Genomic DNA, 18,721 nt, shown 5'->3' with positions numbered 1-18,721 from the left:
ACAAAACCCCCACTGATTAAAGTTTCACTTTATACGTGATGGCCTCATTTTCCTTTCAGATTGATGATATTCGCTAACAAAAAAAGAGTAGCTTCTCAGCTACTCCCTTTTCTTACGATGCATGCTCATCTTTCTTCTTCTTCATTAACGCTCTCTTCTTCATCGCTTTCGTCAAGTATCCACCTTTAAACGAACGGATTTCATAAGAAGACATAAACGCTTTCGGTGCAATTTCATTAATAATTTCTAAAAGTTCTTTTTCTCTTGAACGCTTCGCAACGATATCTAAGCGATAACGTATAGAATTTATTCCTTCACCTTCAAATACTGTAACGCCAAATCCAGAATGGCGTAATTCATTTACTAATTCATTACAACGGTCTAGTAAACTAACTTGATACGTAATATATCCAATTGCTAATTTATTCTCTATATAACCGCCTAATAATAGTCCCGCACTAAAGCCGATGACATAGGCAACAATGTTCATCCAATTTGATAAATCTTGAAATACAATACCTAAACTGACAATGTAAATTGCTCCTTCTAACAATCCTACACCTGCAGCGGATCTTGTTTGATTCTTTACAAGCAAAATCGTACGGATTGTTAAAGTTGGAACGTAAATAATTTGAAGCACAAAAATAAGTAACGCTTGTAACATTGGTATCCACCTCTTTCGCAAATTCTTTTGTCATGATAACATACATAAGCTTTAGAAATCGATGGGTTTTTTAATTTTTTTTAATTTTTTTTCATACTATTGAAATGCCTCAAAAATAAGCGTATTATATTTGGCGTAAATCCGATAAATACCAGTAAATCACTCGTATTATATCATTTATTTTTAAACGCAAAAAAGGAACCAGATTAGGTCCCTTTCCTCATAACTCTATGTTTTTCGAAGCATGTTCTCTTTGTTTCTCTTCTTCTTTTACTAGCTGCATATTTGCATAGGCTAAATTCGCAATCATTAAAAAGTGTCCACCTAATATTCCAGTACCAAATGCCCACATTTCCATTTCATGCTCAATTTCATACATAATGATAGCCCCTAATATTGCGGCTGCAAATCGGTTTAGAACTCCTAATCCAGGAGCCTTTTCTTTCATCACAATACTTCTTCCTAATTTTTCAACTCTGCGAGCTAATAACCAAAGACAGTATGCACTTACAGCTAATCCAATACCGAATCCTGTCACTTGTTTTCCAAACGGAGTAACCGCCCACATTAGTAGTAAACCACTAAAGATCGTATACAATTGTAATCGATATACACGTAAGGCTACTTGAATCAAAATATCCGCTCCTAATTTCACATTTTATTATGTGTCAGAAGAAAAGCAGCAACTTACACAGTTGCTGCTTTCTCTTGTTCTTGTTCATGATCCATTTTTTGAATTTCAACACGTTTAATTTGATAAGCATCTTTTTCTAACACTTTAAATTCATAGCCTTCTGCTTCAACGCATTGTCCTTCTTCGATTTCATGATTTTGCATCATAATCCATCCACCGATTGTATCCACATCGTCTTCTTCAATGTGTAATCCAAACAAATCTTTTACTTCTGTGATAAGCACTTTTCCATCAACAATTTTATGATACTCGTTCACATGTTGAATTGGTGGTGCTTCATCTTCATCATATTCATCACGAATTTCGCCGACGATTTCCTCCAATATATCTTCAAGCGTTACAATTCCAGCTGTTCCTCCGTACTCATCATATAAAACAGCCATTGGAATTCGCTTCTTCTGCATTTGCAGTAATAAATCATGAATTGGAGTCGTTTCCATAACTTCAATAATCGGACGCATATACGTGCGAATCGATGATAAATCTTCTTGATCGTTGTTCATATATCGAATAAAAAAATCTTTTACATTGACCATACCGATAATATCATCTTTATCTTCTCCAAAAATCGGATAACGTGTGTATCGTTCATTTTGGATTACTTTCATGTGTTCTTCTACTGAATCTTCAAGATAGAAACCAACGATTTCTGTACGCGGTACCATGATTTCTTTCGCAATGCGATTATCAAATTCAAAGATATTATTTACATACTTGTATTCAGCTTGATTAATTTCTCCACTTTCGTAGCTCTCTGAAAGAATAAGACGTAACTCTTCTTCTGTATGAGCTACTTCATGTTCAGAAGCTGGCTTCAAACCGAATAAACCAGTTACAACACGAGCAGAACCATTCAATACCCAAATAAATGGATACATAACTTTATAGAATATCATTAACGGACCTGCTAATAACAATGTCACTTTTTCAGCTTTTTGAATTGCCATCGTTTTCGGAGCTAATTCCCCAACTACAACGTGCAAGTACGTCATCGTCATAAATGCAAGACCAAATGTTACTACTGATGAGATAGAAGGATTTAAGTTCCATTTCTCAAATAACGGGTGTAATAATTTTTCTATCGTCGGTTCACCTAACCAACCAAGTCCCATCGCTGTAACTGTAATACCTAATTGACAAGCAGATAAATATTCATCTAAATTTGTTGTTACCTTTTTCGCTGCTAACGCACCGCGTTTCCCTTCCGCAACAAGCTGATCAATGCGACTTGAACGTATCTTAACAATCGCAAACTCTGCTGCTACGAAAAATCCAGTAAATGCGATTAAAATCGCAACCATGACTAAATTAAATATTTCCAATGAATCCCCTTAGTTAAAAAACTAAGGTGTCCACCTCCTGTATACTATAATGTTTTCTTATTTGTTCGTTAGAAAACATAGCCCGATACAAAAATTAAAGAGGTCGGATTTCACTTATTCTATAATAATAGAATAAGTGTCTGTATTAAAGCTGTCGTTTGACCTGATAAAGATTTCGATATTTTTTCACGTTGTGAATCAGTCAATTCATCTAAAAGAGGCTTTAACTCCGTTAGCTCTGCTTCTAATCTATGAATATGGTCTGTCACTTCATTCACTTGTTTCGAAACGTGTTCATTGATACCGAGCAGCTTTTTCTTCTCCTCGATTCTCTCTTTAATCTCACAAAGCGGCATATGCATTTCTTTGCACTTCTCAATAAATTGTAATGTCTCAAATGCTGTTTCGTCGTAATAGCGATAATTAGATTGAGATCGCTCCGCTTTTAAGATTCCTAGATTCGTATAATAATCAATCGTTCGTTTCGACACGTGAGCCATGAGAGCCAACTGTCCGATTCGATACACCTTCCCAACGATCTTCCCCCCTTGTTTATATTACTATTATCATACAATACATAAACTGTACAGTCAAACGTGACGGTTTGTTATGCACATTTTATACACAATTTCATAACGCTCTACAATAATCAGAAGATTAAGTTATAATATCATTATAAAAGAAGAAGGGAGGCTACGCTCATGTACTACAACACTTCATTCGAAAACGATCAACCTGTAGGCCGTCTATAATCTAAGACGGGCATTCATATAATAAAGTGAAACTTTAATCAGTGGGGGTTTTCTTCATCCCCCACTGATTATTAGCCTTCACCAATCGGGCATTTACGGGCAGTTGATCCACCGCCTAACTTCTTTGCTTTCGCTGAATTTTGAGGTGGGAGTTTTACTGCCCGTTAATGCGGGACAAGTGCGCCATGCCTCGTCTTAGGGAATAAATCATAACCCTAAAAATAGACGGAGGTCATTCAAATGAAACAAACAATTTTAGGAGCTATATGTTTATCACTAGCAGCAAGTATTTGGGGCGGTATGTACGTCGTTAGTAAATACGTACTCGACTTTATCCCACCACTTACACTCGTTTGGCTACGCTTTATTATCGCTTTTGTTGTTTTATATGCGATTTTGAAAACAACTGAAAAAAAGCAAAAGAAAAAAGTAACCATACACAAAAAAGATTGGCTATTATTCGCTTGGATTGGCTTCATCGGATACTTCATTTCGATTACATGTCAATTCATCGGGACAAAATTATCCGACGCTCATACAGGCTCTTTAGTAACATCAGCTACACCTGCATTTATAGTTATATTTGCAGCGCTTATTTTAAAAGAAAAACTAACCACTCGTAGACTTTTATCTACTATCATAGCGACAATCGGTGTCATTATCGTTATCGGATGGGATATTGAAATCGGCTCCTATTTTATCGGTACAATCATTTTAGTTGGAGCCGCTGTTACATGGGCTTTACTGTCCATTTATGTAAAAATCGCTTCAACTCGATTTTCATCTTTAATTATTACAACGTATGCAATATTCTTTTCACTCTTTTTCATTACACCTTTTATGGTGTGGGAATTCCAATCAACTCCTATTGAACATATGAACATGTACGTATTATTAGGAGTACTCTATTTAGGAATCTTCTCAACCGCAGGTGCATTTTTCCTTTGGAATAAAGGATTAGAATTAATGGATGCTAGCATCGGTTCATTATTTTTCTTCTTCCAACCTATCGTCGGTTCAATACTTGGCTGGCTCCTATTAAATGAGACGTTAAGCAGTAACTTTTTCATTGGTGGTATCCTTATTATATGTAGTGTTATAATTACTACTTTTGAAAAGCAAAAATAGTATAAAAAAACAGGCAGAGACTTAGTCTCTGCCTGTTCGTATAATTGGGTCTTGATCATGGAATCCTATACAAATTGGTATATTACTTTGCACTCCACTACATGCACTTATAAAACTACACACTGTTCTCGCAATTAAATATAAAGTAATACCTACAGCCCTTTTATCTGAATCAAAGCCATTTTCACCATAAATATCAGCTAACTCTCCTAAAGACGGTCCTTCTATTTCATCCGTCCAATCACTGGCCCAATCCTCATCATCTTCTTCAAAAAACATGTAATCGTCACAAATATAGAACTGACTATCCCACTCATTATCAAGATCATACTCAAAATAAATCGCCTTCGCTTCTTCACTTTCAGCAATTTCTAACGCTTCTTTCAAACCAATTCTCATACTTTCCTTGTATAAATCTAATGGAATCAATTTAATGCGCTCCGCATGCTCACTTGATGCTAACGTGCTACAAATATCATAATACTTCGATTCTATTTGAGATACTGATAACGAAAATACGTCTCCCTGCATTCCCTCTAAATACTGAAAAATATCCAAACTATTTCACTCCATACTCTTTACGCAGTCCAATGACCTGGACGAGACAACAATTTCGGTAATTTCGTATGTTTGTCCCCTTTCGCCGCATTAATTTGAACTTGCGTAAGAAAAATACTATTTGTAAAATCTGTCCCGCGAATGTCTGCATCTCGCAAGTCTGCTCCGATGAGATCCGCTCCCCTTAAATTTGCATCTCGTAAATTAGCCGCAATAAGATAAGCCCCTCTTAAATTTGCTCCTTGTAAATCTTTCTTTTTCAGATTCGCTCCCATAAGGTCTGCTCCGCGATGACTGATTCGTTTTTTACGTGCAACATTCATTTCCTTCCATACTAATTCACTCGTCTCTAAAAGGAGAATGTTCACGTCTGCACGGTGTAATGGCACATTTACTTTCATTAACTCATCCGGACTTAAATTCGATAGGCGTTCTGTCTCTTCAATTGCTTCCTTCAGCTCTTTATGAATTGTCTGCGTCGCCTTTAATAGAATAGCCTCATTCAAATACCACAGCATTTCATGAAGCTGATGCATTACCGGAAAAGCATCATACATTTCTCTCGCATGATTGGCATCTTTCCGCCAATCAATTCCTTTAAACGTAACTTGAGAAATCTTTTGTCCAGCACCGAAACATTCAAATACTGTACAACCTTTATACCCTTTTCCTCTAAGATCTCTATGTATACTACATTTATAATCTGATTGTAAATTTGCACAAGGTTTACCACCATCTTTATTCACCGCAAAATCTATTGATGCCGCGAACGGTAATGCTACACAACATAAACCAAAACATTTTTCACAATCCGCTTTTAAACTATTGTGATTTACATCCTCTTCTACATGAAAATAATCGTTATGATTAGTCAAAATATATACCCCCTGTTGTCTTTTGACTATTTCATAATATTCCAACTACACTAAATAATCAATTTAAAAACAAATGGACCTATTTCATTTCAAACAACAACATAATCCTTTTATTTCTTTTCATTTAAAAAGGACTTCCACTACAATATTAATTATAATTAAATTATGAACTTTCGAATAATAAGGAGGATTACAATGGCATTAGAAATGAAAACAAACTGTCAAATTTGCGACCATTCCCTTCAGCCCGATTCTGAAGCATACATATGCGTGTATGAATGTACATTTTGTGCACCATGTACAGAGGAAAGACAAAACGTTTGCCCGAATTGTGGCGGCGAGTTAGTACGTAGACCGAAAAAGAAATAATAAAAAGGCAAAAACGAACAGGAATATGTTCATTTTTGCCTTTTTATTTAACCTTTAAAATTACTTCTATTATTGATTTAAATGATTTTTAACTGCTCTTATAACCAATTCATGATCTACTTCTGGTGGTAATCCTGAGACTGTTATCATCCCAATAACCCCTACGTTTTTTATTTGGATAGGAAAGCATCCACCAAACGCAGCATATTCCGAGCCATCTAAACGGTATTTTTCATGATATGGAATTCCGCTTATTTCACTTTCTATCTGCATATAATACGAGCTATGATTATGCAGAGAAACGACCCGTTTTTTACGCTCAATCCATTTCGTATTTTCCTCAGTTGTCCCTGTCATCTTGAAATGAAATAATTGCACACCATTTTTCGCTATATCAACAGCAATCAATTTCCCCTCTCGCTTTGCTGTTTCAACGATATATAAGCCTAATTGCAAGGCATCTTCATTTGTAAAAGAGGAAAATTGAAGTGTTTCCTCCTCTATTAATATTTGTTTACTTATTTCACTCAAATTTGAAGCACTCATATCTTTAACCTCCCTAATTGTTTTATACCACATTGGCATTTTTTTAAATTCTCTATAGTACCGTAAAGCTTGTTTTCTTCTTACTGGTGCTATTATGAATTATATTTAACTCATTAAAAATGTATGTACTTTAAAGTGCTATAGGTACTAAACATTTAGTACAGGAATCGTCTACTTCTGTGATTCAGCTAATTCATGATAAGAAATACAAAAAAAGCAAAGCACCCACGCTTTGCTTCTTACAGAATTCCTTTTAACTTTTCACAAATTAACTTCGCTAAATACTCATAACCTTCTGCTCCAAAGTGTAATCCATCTTTTTCTGCATCTTCTACGAATATTTTATAATTTTCTTCTTGAATCATCTCAGCATATAAATTGAGAAAATGGCTCCCTGTTTTTCTTGCTACTTCCTCTACCGCCGCTACATACTGACCGAGTACTTCATTCGTTCTATTACGTTGTCTTTCTTCATCAACTGGTGCAGGACTAATAAGTAATACTTTTTCTGGTGAGATCGCACTTACAATTTTCTCTAAATTTTCTTTGTACGACTGTAATGGAACTGGATCAAATAACACCGAATCATTCGTACCAAGAAAAACTGTTACGAAATCTGGTTCATGCAATAATACATCCTCTTCAATCCTTTGTAGTGTATCAAACGTATTATCACCTGGAACACCTGCATTAACCACTTTCCAATTTGGAAACATCTCTTGCAAACGTGGTGTTAACCTCGGCGTTCCATCAAAAAATGTTTCATCAGCTGTAATACTATCCCCAAAGCATACTAACGTTTTCATAAAGCTAACTCTCCTTTTACGTATGAAACAGCTTTCCTTCTATCGCTTTCATATATCTTTCCGCAGACCGTTCAACTGCCTCATTTGCATTTTCTTTCACTACTCGGTGAAAGGTATTATATAAACGATTAAACTGTAACGGCTTCACGCGATTCGCCATTTCCTCCACTTTCCTTGCTGGTAGTGGAATTAAGTTCGGATAGCTGTACATGAAGCTCACCCACTGTTGATCCGCTACAACTTGAATAATATCACCTGTTAATAAAATACCTTTCCCATCATTTCCTTCTTCCCAGTGTAATACAGAACCGCCACTAAAATGCCCTCCGAGACGATGAACAGTAATTCCATCCGCTAATCGTAAAGACTCGCCAGTCCAATAAATGATACGACTACTCGGGCGCATTACCCACTCTTGGTCGTCTTCATGTATATAAATTGGTACATCAAATGTTTCTGCCCATTCTACTTGTGTTGAATAATAATGCGGATGAGATAGTGCAATTGCATCTAATCCGCCCCACTCTTTTATCTGTTCAACTGTCGTTTCATCTAAATAAGTAATACAATCCCATAGTAAACGATATGACTCTGTTTTTACTACAAATGCCGTTTGACCGATCGCAAATTCTGGTTTTGTCGTAATACTATAAAGTCCATTTTCTTCTTCTATCATTTCATTTTTATATGTATCACTCGTTTGCAAGTTTTCTAAAGTCGTCCAAGACTGCCCTTTCGGATTAATATATTGTCTCTCCTCATCACAAATAAGACAACTTATCGGTTCTTCTACACTCGCTGCATACTGAACGCCACACGTTGTACAAACGAAATTGTTCATAGTCATTCTCCTATCCTTATATTTTTAACTACGCCGATATTTGTTGATAGTTTTCTGCTTTTTTATTTTCAATCGATAAGCTTATAAGAGTACAAAGTAGACAACTGTAACCGCCAGTGGAATTACGGTAAATCCTTTTTCCGCAAAAAGAATCCCACATACTGACGTTACTAATACAGTTCCCACTGATAATAATCCATAACTTTTACTCTCATAAATCCATACATACGGTAAAAAATGAACTCCCACTAACACCGCCACTACAAAAGGTAACCACTCTGGAAATTGAAAATATGCAAGTAACACAAGCGGAATATTCAATACATTAATCGCACCAATTACTCCACCTAAAGTCCCTAACGGATTCCCTTTCGCAAACATATCAATTTTTAATATGGCAGCTAACATTAAGCCAAAAGGAAACACACAACCCATACCAATTAAATATACCCACACAACTTGTTTTTCAGAAAGAACAACACCAGTTATACTTGCTATAATCCAAAATAGAAAACCCGCTAGTACAACAGGAAATCCCCTTTTCGTTTTTTGCGCTAAATCTTTTTTCGCTTCTGAAACGTTCATTTCTATATCTCCCCCAAAATATAAGTGCTATAATGTCGTCTTATTTTCGCTATCGAACATAATCTCATTCATCCAATAACGCCAAGCTACTAAGTAATCTTCTAAATCTTTTGGGTGGTGTCTTATACACGTATCTATACGTAAATATAAGCCTATGACTATTTCCTCATATAAATCTCGTTCTTTTTTATGAAATATACATGGTTTTATCGCATAACCAATCACTTCTTTTGTTAAATCTTCCGGAGTTGAACAGAATGCGTAAATTAAATCGTATATAGGATCTCCTAAGACTGGTAAAGGATCTATCACACCATATAACTTATTATCCCGAAATATTAAGTTATGGAATCCAAGATCACCATGTATTAAAAACGGCCTATCCATTCCAGTACTTCTTTTTGGACTATTTACAAGTGTAAGAACAAGCTGATGTTCTTCATCACTTATGTACTGCCTCAATTTTTCACGAACTTTCATTACATTTGTTAATAAAAATTCTGCCCAAGATTGAACAGGACTATCTTTCCATCCCCATCTATCTACCTCTGGAACTATTTCATACGTATTAATTACTTCTTTTACAAGTGTACAAAGTGTGCTCCTCTTATACCCAAGTTCGCACGAAGTAGTCCCTACAAGAAAGGAATACACAATATATCTGTTTAAAGGATCCTTAAACAAAAGTGTTGAAAATAAAGTATTCCCATCATAAAAAGAAAGAAAATCAGCTTCTTCACGTACCACTTCCGATTTATTCAACTTTACAACATATCTTCCATCCAACAAATATACAGTACTTGTCGTTCCTCCGCTCAACACTTTCATGCTATTTGGATAATGTGAAATAACCTTCTCATTAACTAGTTGTTTAGCGATTACTGAAATGTCCATTCACTCACCCTCGCGTCTGAAGATTCCCTCAATTCAAAAGAAAACTTTACTATTATTTGACAATTACAAGAGAATCCCTTCCAATATCTTGATATTACAGAAATTAATTTTCATTTTATTAAAACGGCTTCCTTCAAGATTTCATCATATAATTCATTCCATTTATAATGATACGCTGCACCCTCTTCTACTCTAACAAACATCCTTTTATCGGATTCATACTCACCGTCAAACTTATGCACTTCATTAATCTCCATCCGGTAGAACGGCTGATACCCTACTTTTGGATACGGACTATTTTCATTCCAATTTGGATTATCACTATGGTCAACGATAATATATCCAAATAAAGTACATTCTCCTTTTACATAACCTTCTTCCCACGCTTCTCTTTTAAAACATTCTTCTGGTAGTTCCCCTTCTTCTATATGCCCACCAGGAAAGTCCCAACCACGCTGCTCATGGTCTATTAGTAAAACCTTTTTATTATGAAAACAAAAACCGTGAACACTCGTAATTCTTTCGTATTCTGGCAATATACAATCTTTTTTCCACGTTAACTTCACCTTTGATTCCCCATAATTTGCATATATCGTTACCATTTCCCTCACTCCAAATGATCTTCATTTAATCTAGTAATTTCTATTGAATTATCTCTTTCTTTTAACTTACGAGCTAAACTTTCCACACCAAATACTTCTGTAAATGTGTGACTACCTACAATTAAGTTAATGTCTTTAAATTTCGCATGTTGTACTGTATATAATGTTTTTTCTCCTGTTATGTACGTATCACAACCTTTTTCTAGTGCACGCTCAATAAGGTTTGTATTATTTCCTGCACCTGTTAAAATCGCAATCCGTTTTACTGGCTTATCATGGTTTTTCCAACTCTTCACTTTCTCTTCCATTCTCTCTTCAAGTTTTCCAACTAAGTTTGAAAAGGGAATCGCTTCTTTATATTCTCCTATTCCCGGTAGCTCTTCTTCCTCATACGTGGAATATTCCAGTATTGTATCTATCCCAATTTCGTTAAATAACGACGTACACGTGCCAAACTTTACAAAATCTAACGGCAAATGAATCCAAAAATGATTCATTTCATATTCTTTTAATTTCTCAATACAAGCCTCTTCCATACCAAATAAAAAGCTCCACGGCGCATGATGTGTAAGTATCATATCAACCCCATTTTGATATGCTTCTTCAATCGTCTCTAGCGTCAAATTTGTCGTGTAACCTATTTTGTGAAATTCCTCTTTACTAATGTGAGTGAAGTCATACTCGTCATCACCGTATTTATTAAGATGCTCTTCAAAAAGTGATGCAATATGTTCTTTAAACTGCGTTATATGCATTTTCATTTCTCCTTTCTTCTACTTTTATATTTCAAAAATAAGGAAATACTATGTAACGACGTTACATACATATAGGAGGACAATATGAAACCTGAATTTTTAAAAGCTATACATGAAGCGATTGGAAATGTTGAACATATTCATATAGAAGAAAGTGGTTCAGATAGTTTACTCATTCATCATGATGATGCACAGCAATTAAAACAAGTTGCTGAAACTTTAGAACACAATAATTTCCGCTCTACTATTAGAACAGCTGGAGATGCTTCTTATATTGAAGTGTTGAACAGGTAATGAAAGACCGGATATATTCCGGTCTTTCTTCTGTATCTTCAATTATTACTGCATTTGATAATCTATTTAACATTTTTTAGAATACCTAAATGCATTTTGAATAATTGAAAGATCGTACATTACCATTTCAATTCACCTACACCCGGCTCAATAAACTTCCCTGACACATCCTCATTCGAATGTATTATCCAATCATATATATTTTGAGCTCCTTCAGCAGGAGTCATATTCGCATCAGAAGCACCAATATCCGTCTTTAATTTCCCTGGATGAATGGCGGTTACACGAATTCCTTTATCCGCAAACTCTTGCTGTAAACAGAGTGTTAACATATTTTGTGCTGCTTTCGCAATTCGATATGAATACGAAAACTCTCCTTGAGGAAACTCTTTAGCCGCCATTTTATGTAATGACCCTAACCGAGAGGATATATTAATAATTCTCGGATGGTTCGACTTAGTTAAAGCCGGATATGTACCTTTTATAGCTCGAATAACACCTAAACAATGAACGTTAAATAGGTCCGTTAACTCTTCTGAATTGGTACGTAAAACCTCCGTTTCCTTTCCAGTAATTCCAGCGTTATTTATAACTAAATCAATATACTCTGTATACTCCTCAACTTGCTTCTTAATACACTCAGTACTCTCATCATCTGACAAGTCTGCTAATATAGGAAAACATCTAGAAGAAAACATCTGTTTTAACTGTTTTAACTGTTCTATCGCTTCCACACTTCTAACTAGCGGATAAACGATATGCCCATTCTCATGAAATACTTTTACTAACTGTAACCCTAATCCTCGATTTCCACCTGTAATAAGTACCCTCATATATCCGTCTCCTTATTTTTATAATAAATAAGAAAATCTGCCCACTTACCGTTCCCCATAGAAAACGCCTCTCTCATACATTCAAATGAAAAACCAGCTCTTTCTGCAAGACGAACGGATGGCTCATTATCGATATGTATATGTAATTCAATTCTATGAAATTGAAGGCTATTAAAAAATAACGGCAGCGCCGCTATTACACTTTCTACTCCGTATCCATTTTTCCAATATTGATTATGAATAGAGTAGCCCATCATTGCCCATTGATAATCCATTCGTAAAATTTTTATAAGTTCTAGCTTTCCAATATTGGCGCCATCCTCTTTCCGAAAAATACCTAGAACGTACATTTCATCCCGTCGTGCCGCCTCATCAAATCCTCTTATCCATTCCGTGAACCATTCTTTTGTTGAAGACGACATGTCATGATAGCCATCATCGTATTTATATTGGGATGGTAACCTCTTATTGAATCCATCTAACCAACTTTCATAATCCTCTTTTTGAAATGGACGGATAATAAGTCTCTCTGTCTCTACTTGTAATAGTGGCAGCTTCATTTATATCTCTTCCTTTAATTATTAATTGAATATTCTTTATTATTTTACACAAAATACAAAATCTAGTAAATTATTATGTTTTTTATAAACAAAAATCCAGTTATGCTTTGTACATAACTGGATTTTACTTTTCCTTATATATTAGAATACTTCTTATTCATAACATATTGCACATACTCTGGTGCACTTATGTCAATCTCTTCATCACTGATTTCATATTCTGCTCCGTATAAATAAAATGAAGGTATAAATTCCATTCCTGTAAATAGACATGTAGCATGAAATGGTTTCGTCAACTCATCCATCGTAATTCCGCTATTTTTATAGTCTTTTTCTAATCCACCCATAGAAATAGCTAAACCAAACTCTTTTCCCTTCACTTTATCTCCCTTTGATCCGTACGCAAATCCATATGTTAATACATCATCGAACCATTTTTTTAATAATGGTGGTGCGCTGTACCAGTAAAGCGGAAATTGGAAAATATATCGATCGTGTTCTACTAACAGCTTTTGTTCCTCTTCAATATTAAACTCCCAATTCGGTGCCACTTTATATAATTCATGTACCGTAATATCATCCGAATATTTCTCAAGTTCTTCTACCCATCTTTTATTAATTCGAGATTTTTCAATGTCAGGATGTGCTACAATTACAAGTGTTTTCATATATTTTTTCCCCCTTATAAATAATTCAAACGCTTTAGTATTAGTATGAATGAGTCACATATAATTGAAAAGTACGTACTTTCAGGTACTATAGGAACCTTGAAGTACCTGTGGAGGTGTTATATGAATCAAAATGATGACTGCCCAATCACAACGACACTCGAAGTGATCGGCGGAAAATGGAAAGTTCATATTTTATGTATTTTGACGGATGGAAAAATGCGAACAAATGAAATCAAGCGAGAAATTCCAAACATTACGCAAAAAGTTCTCACACAACAGCTGCGGCAACTTGAAGCTGACGGGATTATCCATCGTACTGTATATCAAGAAGTACCACCAAAGGTTGAGTACACAATAAGCGAACATGGAAAATCTTTAATGCAAATTATGAATGAACTATTTGAATGGGGAAAAGATCATCAAATAAAAAGATTAAATGACTAAAAGAACCATCTCAACTTTGTTACATCTTCTATGTCAAGAGTTCTTCTGAAATTTTATAATAGGGGTATCGTTATATCACTATTAAGCTAGCAAAAAATACCCCTAAAATGAAAAAAAGCTTATTTCTCAAAGGAATTAACTGCAGTGAAAGAAAATTACATATTCTTATAAATATAGCCCTTATGTAAAATTCTAAAAATTCACGGGAACAGAATTGCTTTCTTATCCTCATCTTACTGTTGAATTCAAGCAAGTCAGCATTTAAACCAAACTTAATAATATTGCTTTTGTACGATTATCCGTTACTTCATAATAAATTTCTAATCCTTTCCGAGTACCTGTAACGATTTTAGCAGCTCTTAGTTTGGATAAATGTTGACTAATTGTACTTTGAGGCATTTGTAATGTTTCATACATTGTTGTTACATTAGTAGGGCCTTTTGTAATCATTATTTCTATTAAAGATAAACGGGCAGGATGCGCCAATACCTTCAATGCTTCAGCAACCTCTTCATACATTTCTTTTTTTACTTTCATATTTCTTACTCCCCTTTTATATAAATATTAATGATATCCATATATATAATTCGAAAGGATATACGATTTTGTGTCCGTCATTTAAAAAAAATATTTAAAAACCCCTTCAATCCGAAACTAAAGGGGTTTCTTCATATAACGCCTCACTATTAGTAGTCAATAATGAATAGAAATTTCGTTATAGGAGATTTTGATTTTTCAGGTTAACGGAAGGTTTTTCGTCTTCTCTAGACTCAACTAACTAAAGTCAATAACAAAAAGAGAGCAGATTATCTGCTCTCTTATGATGCCTCCTTATGTTCAGGGGAATGCTCAACACTTCCCATTCTCTTTAGTTTATTCCATCCTACCGCTACCCCTCGAATGGATGAAAATATAGATTTAATTACAACATAAGTCATAAATTGACGATAAATAAAGCGTTGTAAAATTAACCATACTAGTGGTTTAGGATTCTCCTTCTCTAATTTAAATGCAAACAGAGAAGCGAGAAGATCCATTAAAAAGAATACAAAATAAAATCCTAAAACTTTTAGCGGATCGCTGCCAAATAGCCCCATAATCATTAATATATCTGCTAAAGGAGCAATGAATTGCAGAACATATTGGAATAACCACATGTTAGGCAATGCAATAAATCCTAATGTTTTATGCTTTGCATTAAACAATGCTTTTCGATGTTTCCAAAGACATTGGAGTGTACCATATGACCAACGATATCGCTGTTTAATAAGACTTTTCACATCTTCAGGTGACTCCGTATAAGCATACGCTTTTTCTTCATATACGATTCTATGCCCTTCACGTAAAAATGTAATAGTAAGATCCGTATCTTCTGCCAATGTATCTTCGCTTAAATATCCAGATTCGACTACATTCTTTTTACGCCATGCTCCAATAGCTCCTGGAACTACCGTAATACAATTTAACTCATCAAAAGCTCTGCGTTCTAAATTAAATCCTGTAATATATTCAACATGTTGCCAAGTAGTTAACAAGTTCCGTCTATTTCCCACTTTGACATTACCTGAAACTGCTGCTACATTATGATCTTCAAAGTGTCTGATCATTAGAGAAATAGCGTCTTGCGCAATAATTGTATCCGCATCTAAAGTGACAATGATTTCTCCTGTTGATTTTTGAAATCCTAAGTTCATTGCGGATGATTTCCCACCATTTTCTTTCTGAATTAAACGAACTTTAGGATGTTTATAGAATGTTTCTTGAATTACTTTTGACGTATCATCTTTCGATCCGTCATCAACGACAATAACTTCAAACTCTCTATAATTACTATCCAAAATTGAGCGAATCGTCTTAGCTATAACCTTCTCTTCATTATATGCTGCTATCACAACACTAACAAAAGGTCGATAAGACGAATTAGCAAATAAACGAGAGTTTGTTTTCTTTTTTTGCTTGAATGAAAAATAAATTAAAAATAGGAATCGGAAAATACCTAATCCAATAGCAATATAAAAAATAGTTGTTAATATATGCTTAGAATATCCTGCTCCTGAAAAAACAGCTTTATTGTAAAGTAAATATTGCTTATCCTCTGAAGAAACGGGAGGCATAACTTCATCTCGTTCTTTATTCATTAAATCTGAAATTGTTACAAAACTATATCCATTCTTTTTAAGATCTTTAATAATCATCGGCAGCGCCTCTACCGTATGGGTACGATTCCCTCCTGCATCATGGAGAAGAATAACATTTCCCTCCCCCTTATAAATGGGATTAAGAGTACGCTTTACTAATTCATTTGTTGATGGAGTCGCCCAATCCTCAGGATCAACTTCTTCTGCCACCATTGTATAGTTCATATTTTGTGCACGCAAAATAGGCAGTATTTCATTTGATGAATCCGGGTTAGCATCTGCTTCATACGGTGGCCTAAATAAAACCGTAGAATGCCCAGTTATTTCCTGGATTAGGCGCTGAGTTGTATTAAGTTCTACTTTTGTACGTAGCAAAGACGTATTAGCGACGTTAGGATGCTTGAAAGTATGATTGCCAATTTCATGCCCTTCATCGTATATTCTTTTAACAATACTAGGATTTAATTGCGCATTTTCACCAAGTACAAAAAAGGCAGCTTTTATTTTATACTCTTTTAATATATCTAGAATTTCCGGTGTATATTTCGGATCTGGTCCATCATCAAATGTTAATGCTATTTGTTTGCCTTTTGGCTTTCCATATCGTTGCACTTCATATGCAGATGGCAGTGATTGATACACTTCATCTGTAAAATAACCATTTTTGTCTACTTTAAAATCTCTCAGTCCATTGTGTCTCTCATTCTCAACCTGCAAAATTTCGCCTTGTCCAGAATAATTCACTTCATCTAAACTAGCGATTTTATGTAATGCATCAGGATTTTTTTGTACATCAATAGGATTCTTTAATACTTTCCATATAGTAGGATCTTCTGCTCCTAGTCTCCATAACGCAAATCCCTTTGCATTGTTGTTCATTGCGATTTTTACTTGATTATAAAGAGTAACACCATCTAAGAACCAAGCAGTATGTTCTGTCTCGCCTGTTTTATATCGAAAATAAGGGTTTCCACTAATGTTATCCCATTGAATTTTTATATTTGAATCCTGAGCCATTGTCATAACTTCTGAGAAAGTTACAGACTTCGCAGGTTCTTTACTATTTACTTCCCAATCATATCCATAGTTACCGAAAGCAACTATAAGTTTCTCAGACGGAATGTCTAGTTCATTGAGCGTATGTTCAAACCATTTATTTGAAGCAATTGGTCCTGGTACCCCTGCTCCATAGTGCTCGTCATACATCATTACAATCATACGATCTATTACTTTGGCTAACGCACCATAATCAAAAGCCTTATCATTAGCGGGGACATCTTGCGTAACAAGCAAATGATGTTTATGAAAGACCGTTGTAAGTTCTATCATGAAATTTGTTAAGTTTTCTCTATCGCTTTCAGGTATTGCCTCAAAGTCAATATTAATACCTGAAAATTGATTCTTTTCAACCTGCTTTACTAAATCGTTAATAAACGTTGTCTTTACATGATCTGGAGAACTCAATAACTTATGAATAAGTTCACTATCAGGACCAGAAGCTTCCTCTGTATAGTTAGTAAGTAAAGGCATAATTTTCACATGATTTTTTTCTGCTAACTTTACAATCTCAGATTTTATCTCACTACTAACTGTTAAGTCTGCTTTTAAGTGATACCATTCTGGTACTAACGTGGTTAAAGAATCGATATTTTCTTTTAAAGAAGCAGTACTATTTTCATCCCAGTTTACATAAAAACCATACACTTCTTTAGATTGTTTGCTATCGTTCGTTGAATTCACCGAATTTTCATCGTTTTCCATTTCGGTATTAGCTTTAAATTCTTCTTTCTTTAACTGCTCGTCGCTGAGTTCTTGATTAATAGGTACAAGTTTAGTATCTTGTTTTACAGCAGGATTCATATTTGGAATTTCTGGTGTCGAAAAAATACTTTGGAAGAAAAAATATAATACAATACTTATACTAACTATTAAGATACATAGAAACCAACTAAAAGCTTTTTTTCTTCTTCCTTTAGGATCATAAAAAACAGGTTTTGATTTATCTTTCTCTTGTTGAATTTTTTTCTCCATTATATTTTTTACATACTCCTTTTCTGCTTATTCTAAGTACAAATGCAAACTCTAACCTTCTAGGGTTTTGATACAAAATAGCTTAATAGGAATATAGAATAATAAGTTCCTTTTAGCTTTGAAATCAAATAACTAACCCAAATAACTTACAAATGAATTTCACCATTTGGTGAGGTTGCTGTACAAAATGATATCCGTCCTAATATGAAACGAATCTCCATCTTCAATATTCTACGGATTCTTCTTTTCATTCCCTTGATGTTGTGTGGCAGGAATGTTTTTGTCCTCATTTTTAGGTCCGTTATTTTCGTTTATATTTCCTTGCTGAGATCCTCTACCGTTGTTCTCTTGCTGGTGTC

21 protein-coding genes and 1 pseudogene are annotated in these 18,721 nt (G+C 34.7%); 4 read left to right on the top strand and 18 right to left on the bottom strand.

All coding sequences use genetic code 11. The features are described 5' to 3' along the window. Positions 1–112: 112 nt before the first annotated feature. The 4 genes from V7038_RS15655 to V7038_RS15640 all read right to left on the bottom strand — a co-directional run bounded on the left by V7038_RS15655 (position 113) and on the right by V7038_RS15640 (position 3,207). A complete protein-coding gene (locus tag V7038_RS15655; protein WP_002110919.1) occupies positions 113–664 on the bottom strand; it encodes a DUF2179 domain-containing protein in 552 nt (183 codons plus the stop codon). Between the two features lie 220 nt (positions 665–884). Next, positions 885–1,298: an ATP synthase subunit I gene (locus V7038_RS15650; RefSeq protein ID WP_002110920.1), complete on the bottom strand. Its 414-nt coding sequence runs from the start codon at positions 1,296–1,298 to the stop codon at positions 885–887. Positions 1,299–1,351: 53 nt separating this feature from the next. Then, the gene (locus V7038_RS15645; protein ID WP_002110921.1) at positions 1,352–2,680 is read right to left on the bottom strand and encodes a hemolysin family protein; all 1,329 of its coding nucleotides are present in this window, start codon (positions 2,678–2,680) and stop codon (positions 1,352–1,354) included. A 119-nt stretch (positions 2,681–2,799) separates the two neighbouring features. Further along, the gene (locus V7038_RS15640) at positions 2,800–3,207 is read right to left on the bottom strand and encodes a MerR family transcriptional regulator (RefSeq protein ID WP_033710905.1); all 408 of its coding nucleotides are present in this window, start codon (positions 3,205–3,207) and stop codon (positions 2,800–2,802) included. Positions 3,208–3,672: 465 nt separating this feature from the next. Here V7038_RS15640 and V7038_RS15635 point away from each other — a divergent pair, with 465 nt between their 5' ends. Continuing rightward, positions 3,673–4,560 carry a DMT family transporter gene (locus V7038_RS15635; protein WP_070128816.1) on the top strand — a complete coding sequence of 296 codons (888 nt, stop codon included), beginning with the start codon at positions 3,673–3,675 and terminating at the stop codon, positions 4,558–4,560. A gap of 21 nt (positions 4,561–4,581) precedes the next feature. On the opposite strand, the gene V7038_RS15630 is transcribed toward V7038_RS15635, so the two are convergent. Next, complete coding sequence (locus tag V7038_RS15630) at positions 4,582–5,118, bottom strand: hypothetical protein (RefSeq protein WP_070128817.1); 537 nt, start codon at positions 5,116–5,118, stop codon at positions 4,582–4,584. A 20-nt stretch (positions 5,119–5,138) separates the two neighbouring features. Next, complete coding sequence (locus V7038_RS15625; RefSeq protein WP_070128818.1) at positions 5,139–5,993, bottom strand: pentapeptide repeat-containing protein; 855 nt, start codon at positions 5,991–5,993, stop codon at positions 5,139–5,141. Positions 5,994–6,188: 195 nt separating this feature from the next. On the opposite strand from V7038_RS15625, the gene V7038_RS15620 reads away from it, so the two are divergent. Beyond that, positions 6,189–6,362, top strand: a complete 174-nt coding sequence (locus tag V7038_RS15620) for a DUF1272 domain-containing protein (RefSeq protein WP_001162783.1) — start codon at positions 6,189–6,191, stop codon at positions 6,360–6,362. 69 nt (positions 6,363–6,431) lie between these two features. Here V7038_RS15620 and V7038_RS15615 read toward each other — a convergent pair whose 3' ends face one another. The 7 genes and pseudogenes from V7038_RS15615 to V7038_RS15585 form a co-directional block, all read right to left on the bottom strand. After that, on the bottom strand, positions 6,432–6,908 hold the full coding sequence (locus V7038_RS15615; RefSeq protein WP_070128819.1) for a heme-degrading domain-containing protein: 477 nt from the start codon (positions 6,906–6,908) through the stop codon (positions 6,432–6,434). Between the two features lie 239 nt (positions 6,909–7,147). Beyond that, entirely contained in the window at positions 7,148–7,714 is a 567-nt protein-coding gene (locus tag V7038_RS15610; protein ID WP_335470828.1) for an SGNH/GDSL hydrolase family protein, read from the bottom strand. 16 nt (positions 7,715–7,730) lie between these two features. Beyond that, complete coding sequence (locus V7038_RS15605; RefSeq protein ID WP_335470826.1) at positions 7,731–8,555, bottom strand: hypothetical protein; 825 nt, start codon at positions 8,553–8,555, stop codon at positions 7,731–7,733. A 28-nt stretch (positions 8,556–8,583) separates the two neighbouring features. Next, positions 8,584–9,140 (bottom strand): annotated as a pseudogene (locus V7038_RS15600) (DUF7010 family protein). Positions 9,141–9,167: 27 nt separating this feature from the next. Continuing rightward, positions 9,168–10,034 (bottom strand): phosphotransferase, encoded by an 867-nt coding sequence (locus V7038_RS15595; RefSeq protein ID WP_070170446.1) that lies wholly within the window; start codon positions 10,032–10,034, stop codon positions 9,168–9,170. Between the two features lie 110 nt (positions 10,035–10,144). Continuing rightward, entirely contained in the window at positions 10,145–10,636 is a 492-nt protein-coding gene (locus tag V7038_RS15590) for an NUDIX hydrolase (protein WP_002110939.1), read from the bottom strand. Positions 10,637–10,641: 5 nt separating this feature from the next. Then, entirely contained in the window at positions 10,642–11,391 is a 750-nt protein-coding gene (locus V7038_RS15585) for a Nif3-like dinuclear metal center hexameric protein (protein ID WP_002110940.1), read from the bottom strand. 84 nt (positions 11,392–11,475) lie between these two features. Between V7038_RS15585 and V7038_RS15580 the strand changes: the two genes are divergently transcribed. After that, positions 11,476–11,685 carry a hypothetical protein gene (locus V7038_RS15580; protein ID WP_002121018.1) on the top strand — a complete coding sequence of 70 codons (210 nt, stop codon included), beginning with the start codon at positions 11,476–11,478 and terminating at the stop codon, positions 11,683–11,685. A gap of 119 nt (positions 11,686–11,804) precedes the next feature. Here the strand turns inward: V7038_RS15580 and V7038_RS15575 are convergent, their stop codons facing one another. The 3 genes from V7038_RS15575 to V7038_RS15565 all read right to left on the bottom strand — a co-directional run bounded on the left by V7038_RS15575 (position 11,805) and on the right by V7038_RS15565 (position 13,746). Further along, positions 11,805–12,518: an SDR family NAD(P)-dependent oxidoreductase gene (locus tag V7038_RS15575; protein ID WP_335470823.1), complete on the bottom strand. Its 714-nt coding sequence runs from the start codon at positions 12,516–12,518 to the stop codon at positions 11,805–11,807. Then, a complete protein-coding gene (locus V7038_RS15570; RefSeq protein WP_070139728.1) occupies positions 12,515–13,078 on the bottom strand; it encodes a GNAT family N-acetyltransferase in 564 nt (187 codons plus the stop codon). The genes V7038_RS15575 and V7038_RS15570 overlap by 4 nt, the downstream gene beginning before the upstream one ends. A 134-nt stretch (positions 13,079–13,212) precedes the next feature. Next, positions 13,213–13,746, bottom strand: a complete 534-nt coding sequence (locus V7038_RS15565) for an NAD(P)H-dependent oxidoreductase (protein ID WP_335470820.1) — start codon at positions 13,744–13,746, stop codon at positions 13,213–13,215. A gap of 123 nt (positions 13,747–13,869) precedes the next feature. On the opposite strand from V7038_RS15565, the gene V7038_RS15560 reads away from it, so the two are divergent. Continuing rightward, positions 13,870–14,193 carry a winged helix-turn-helix transcriptional regulator gene (locus tag V7038_RS15560; protein ID WP_070128823.1) on the top strand — a complete coding sequence of 108 codons (324 nt, stop codon included), beginning with the start codon at positions 13,870–13,872 and terminating at the stop codon, positions 14,191–14,193. A 261-nt stretch (positions 14,194–14,454) separates the two neighbouring features. Here the strand turns inward: V7038_RS15560 and V7038_RS15555 are convergent, their stop codons facing one another. Further along, positions 14,455–14,730: an ArsR/SmtB family transcription factor gene (locus V7038_RS15555; protein ID WP_002199818.1), complete on the bottom strand. Its 276-nt coding sequence runs from the start codon at positions 14,728–14,730 to the stop codon at positions 14,455–14,457. A gap of 281 nt (positions 14,731–15,011) precedes the next feature. Then, on the bottom strand, positions 15,012–18,362 hold the full coding sequence (locus V7038_RS15550) for a glycosyltransferase (protein ID WP_002110949.1): 3,351 nt from the start codon (positions 18,360–18,362) through the stop codon (positions 15,012–15,014). Between the last annotated feature and the right edge of the window lie 359 nt (positions 18,363–18,721).

The organism is Bacillus sp. JJ783 (genome assembly GCF_036963225.1).
Taxonomy (GTDB): Bacteria; Bacillota; Bacilli; order Bacillales; family Bacillaceae_G; genus Bacillus_A; species Bacillus_A cereus_U.
This window is presented reverse-complemented; position numbering and strand designations above follow the sequence as displayed.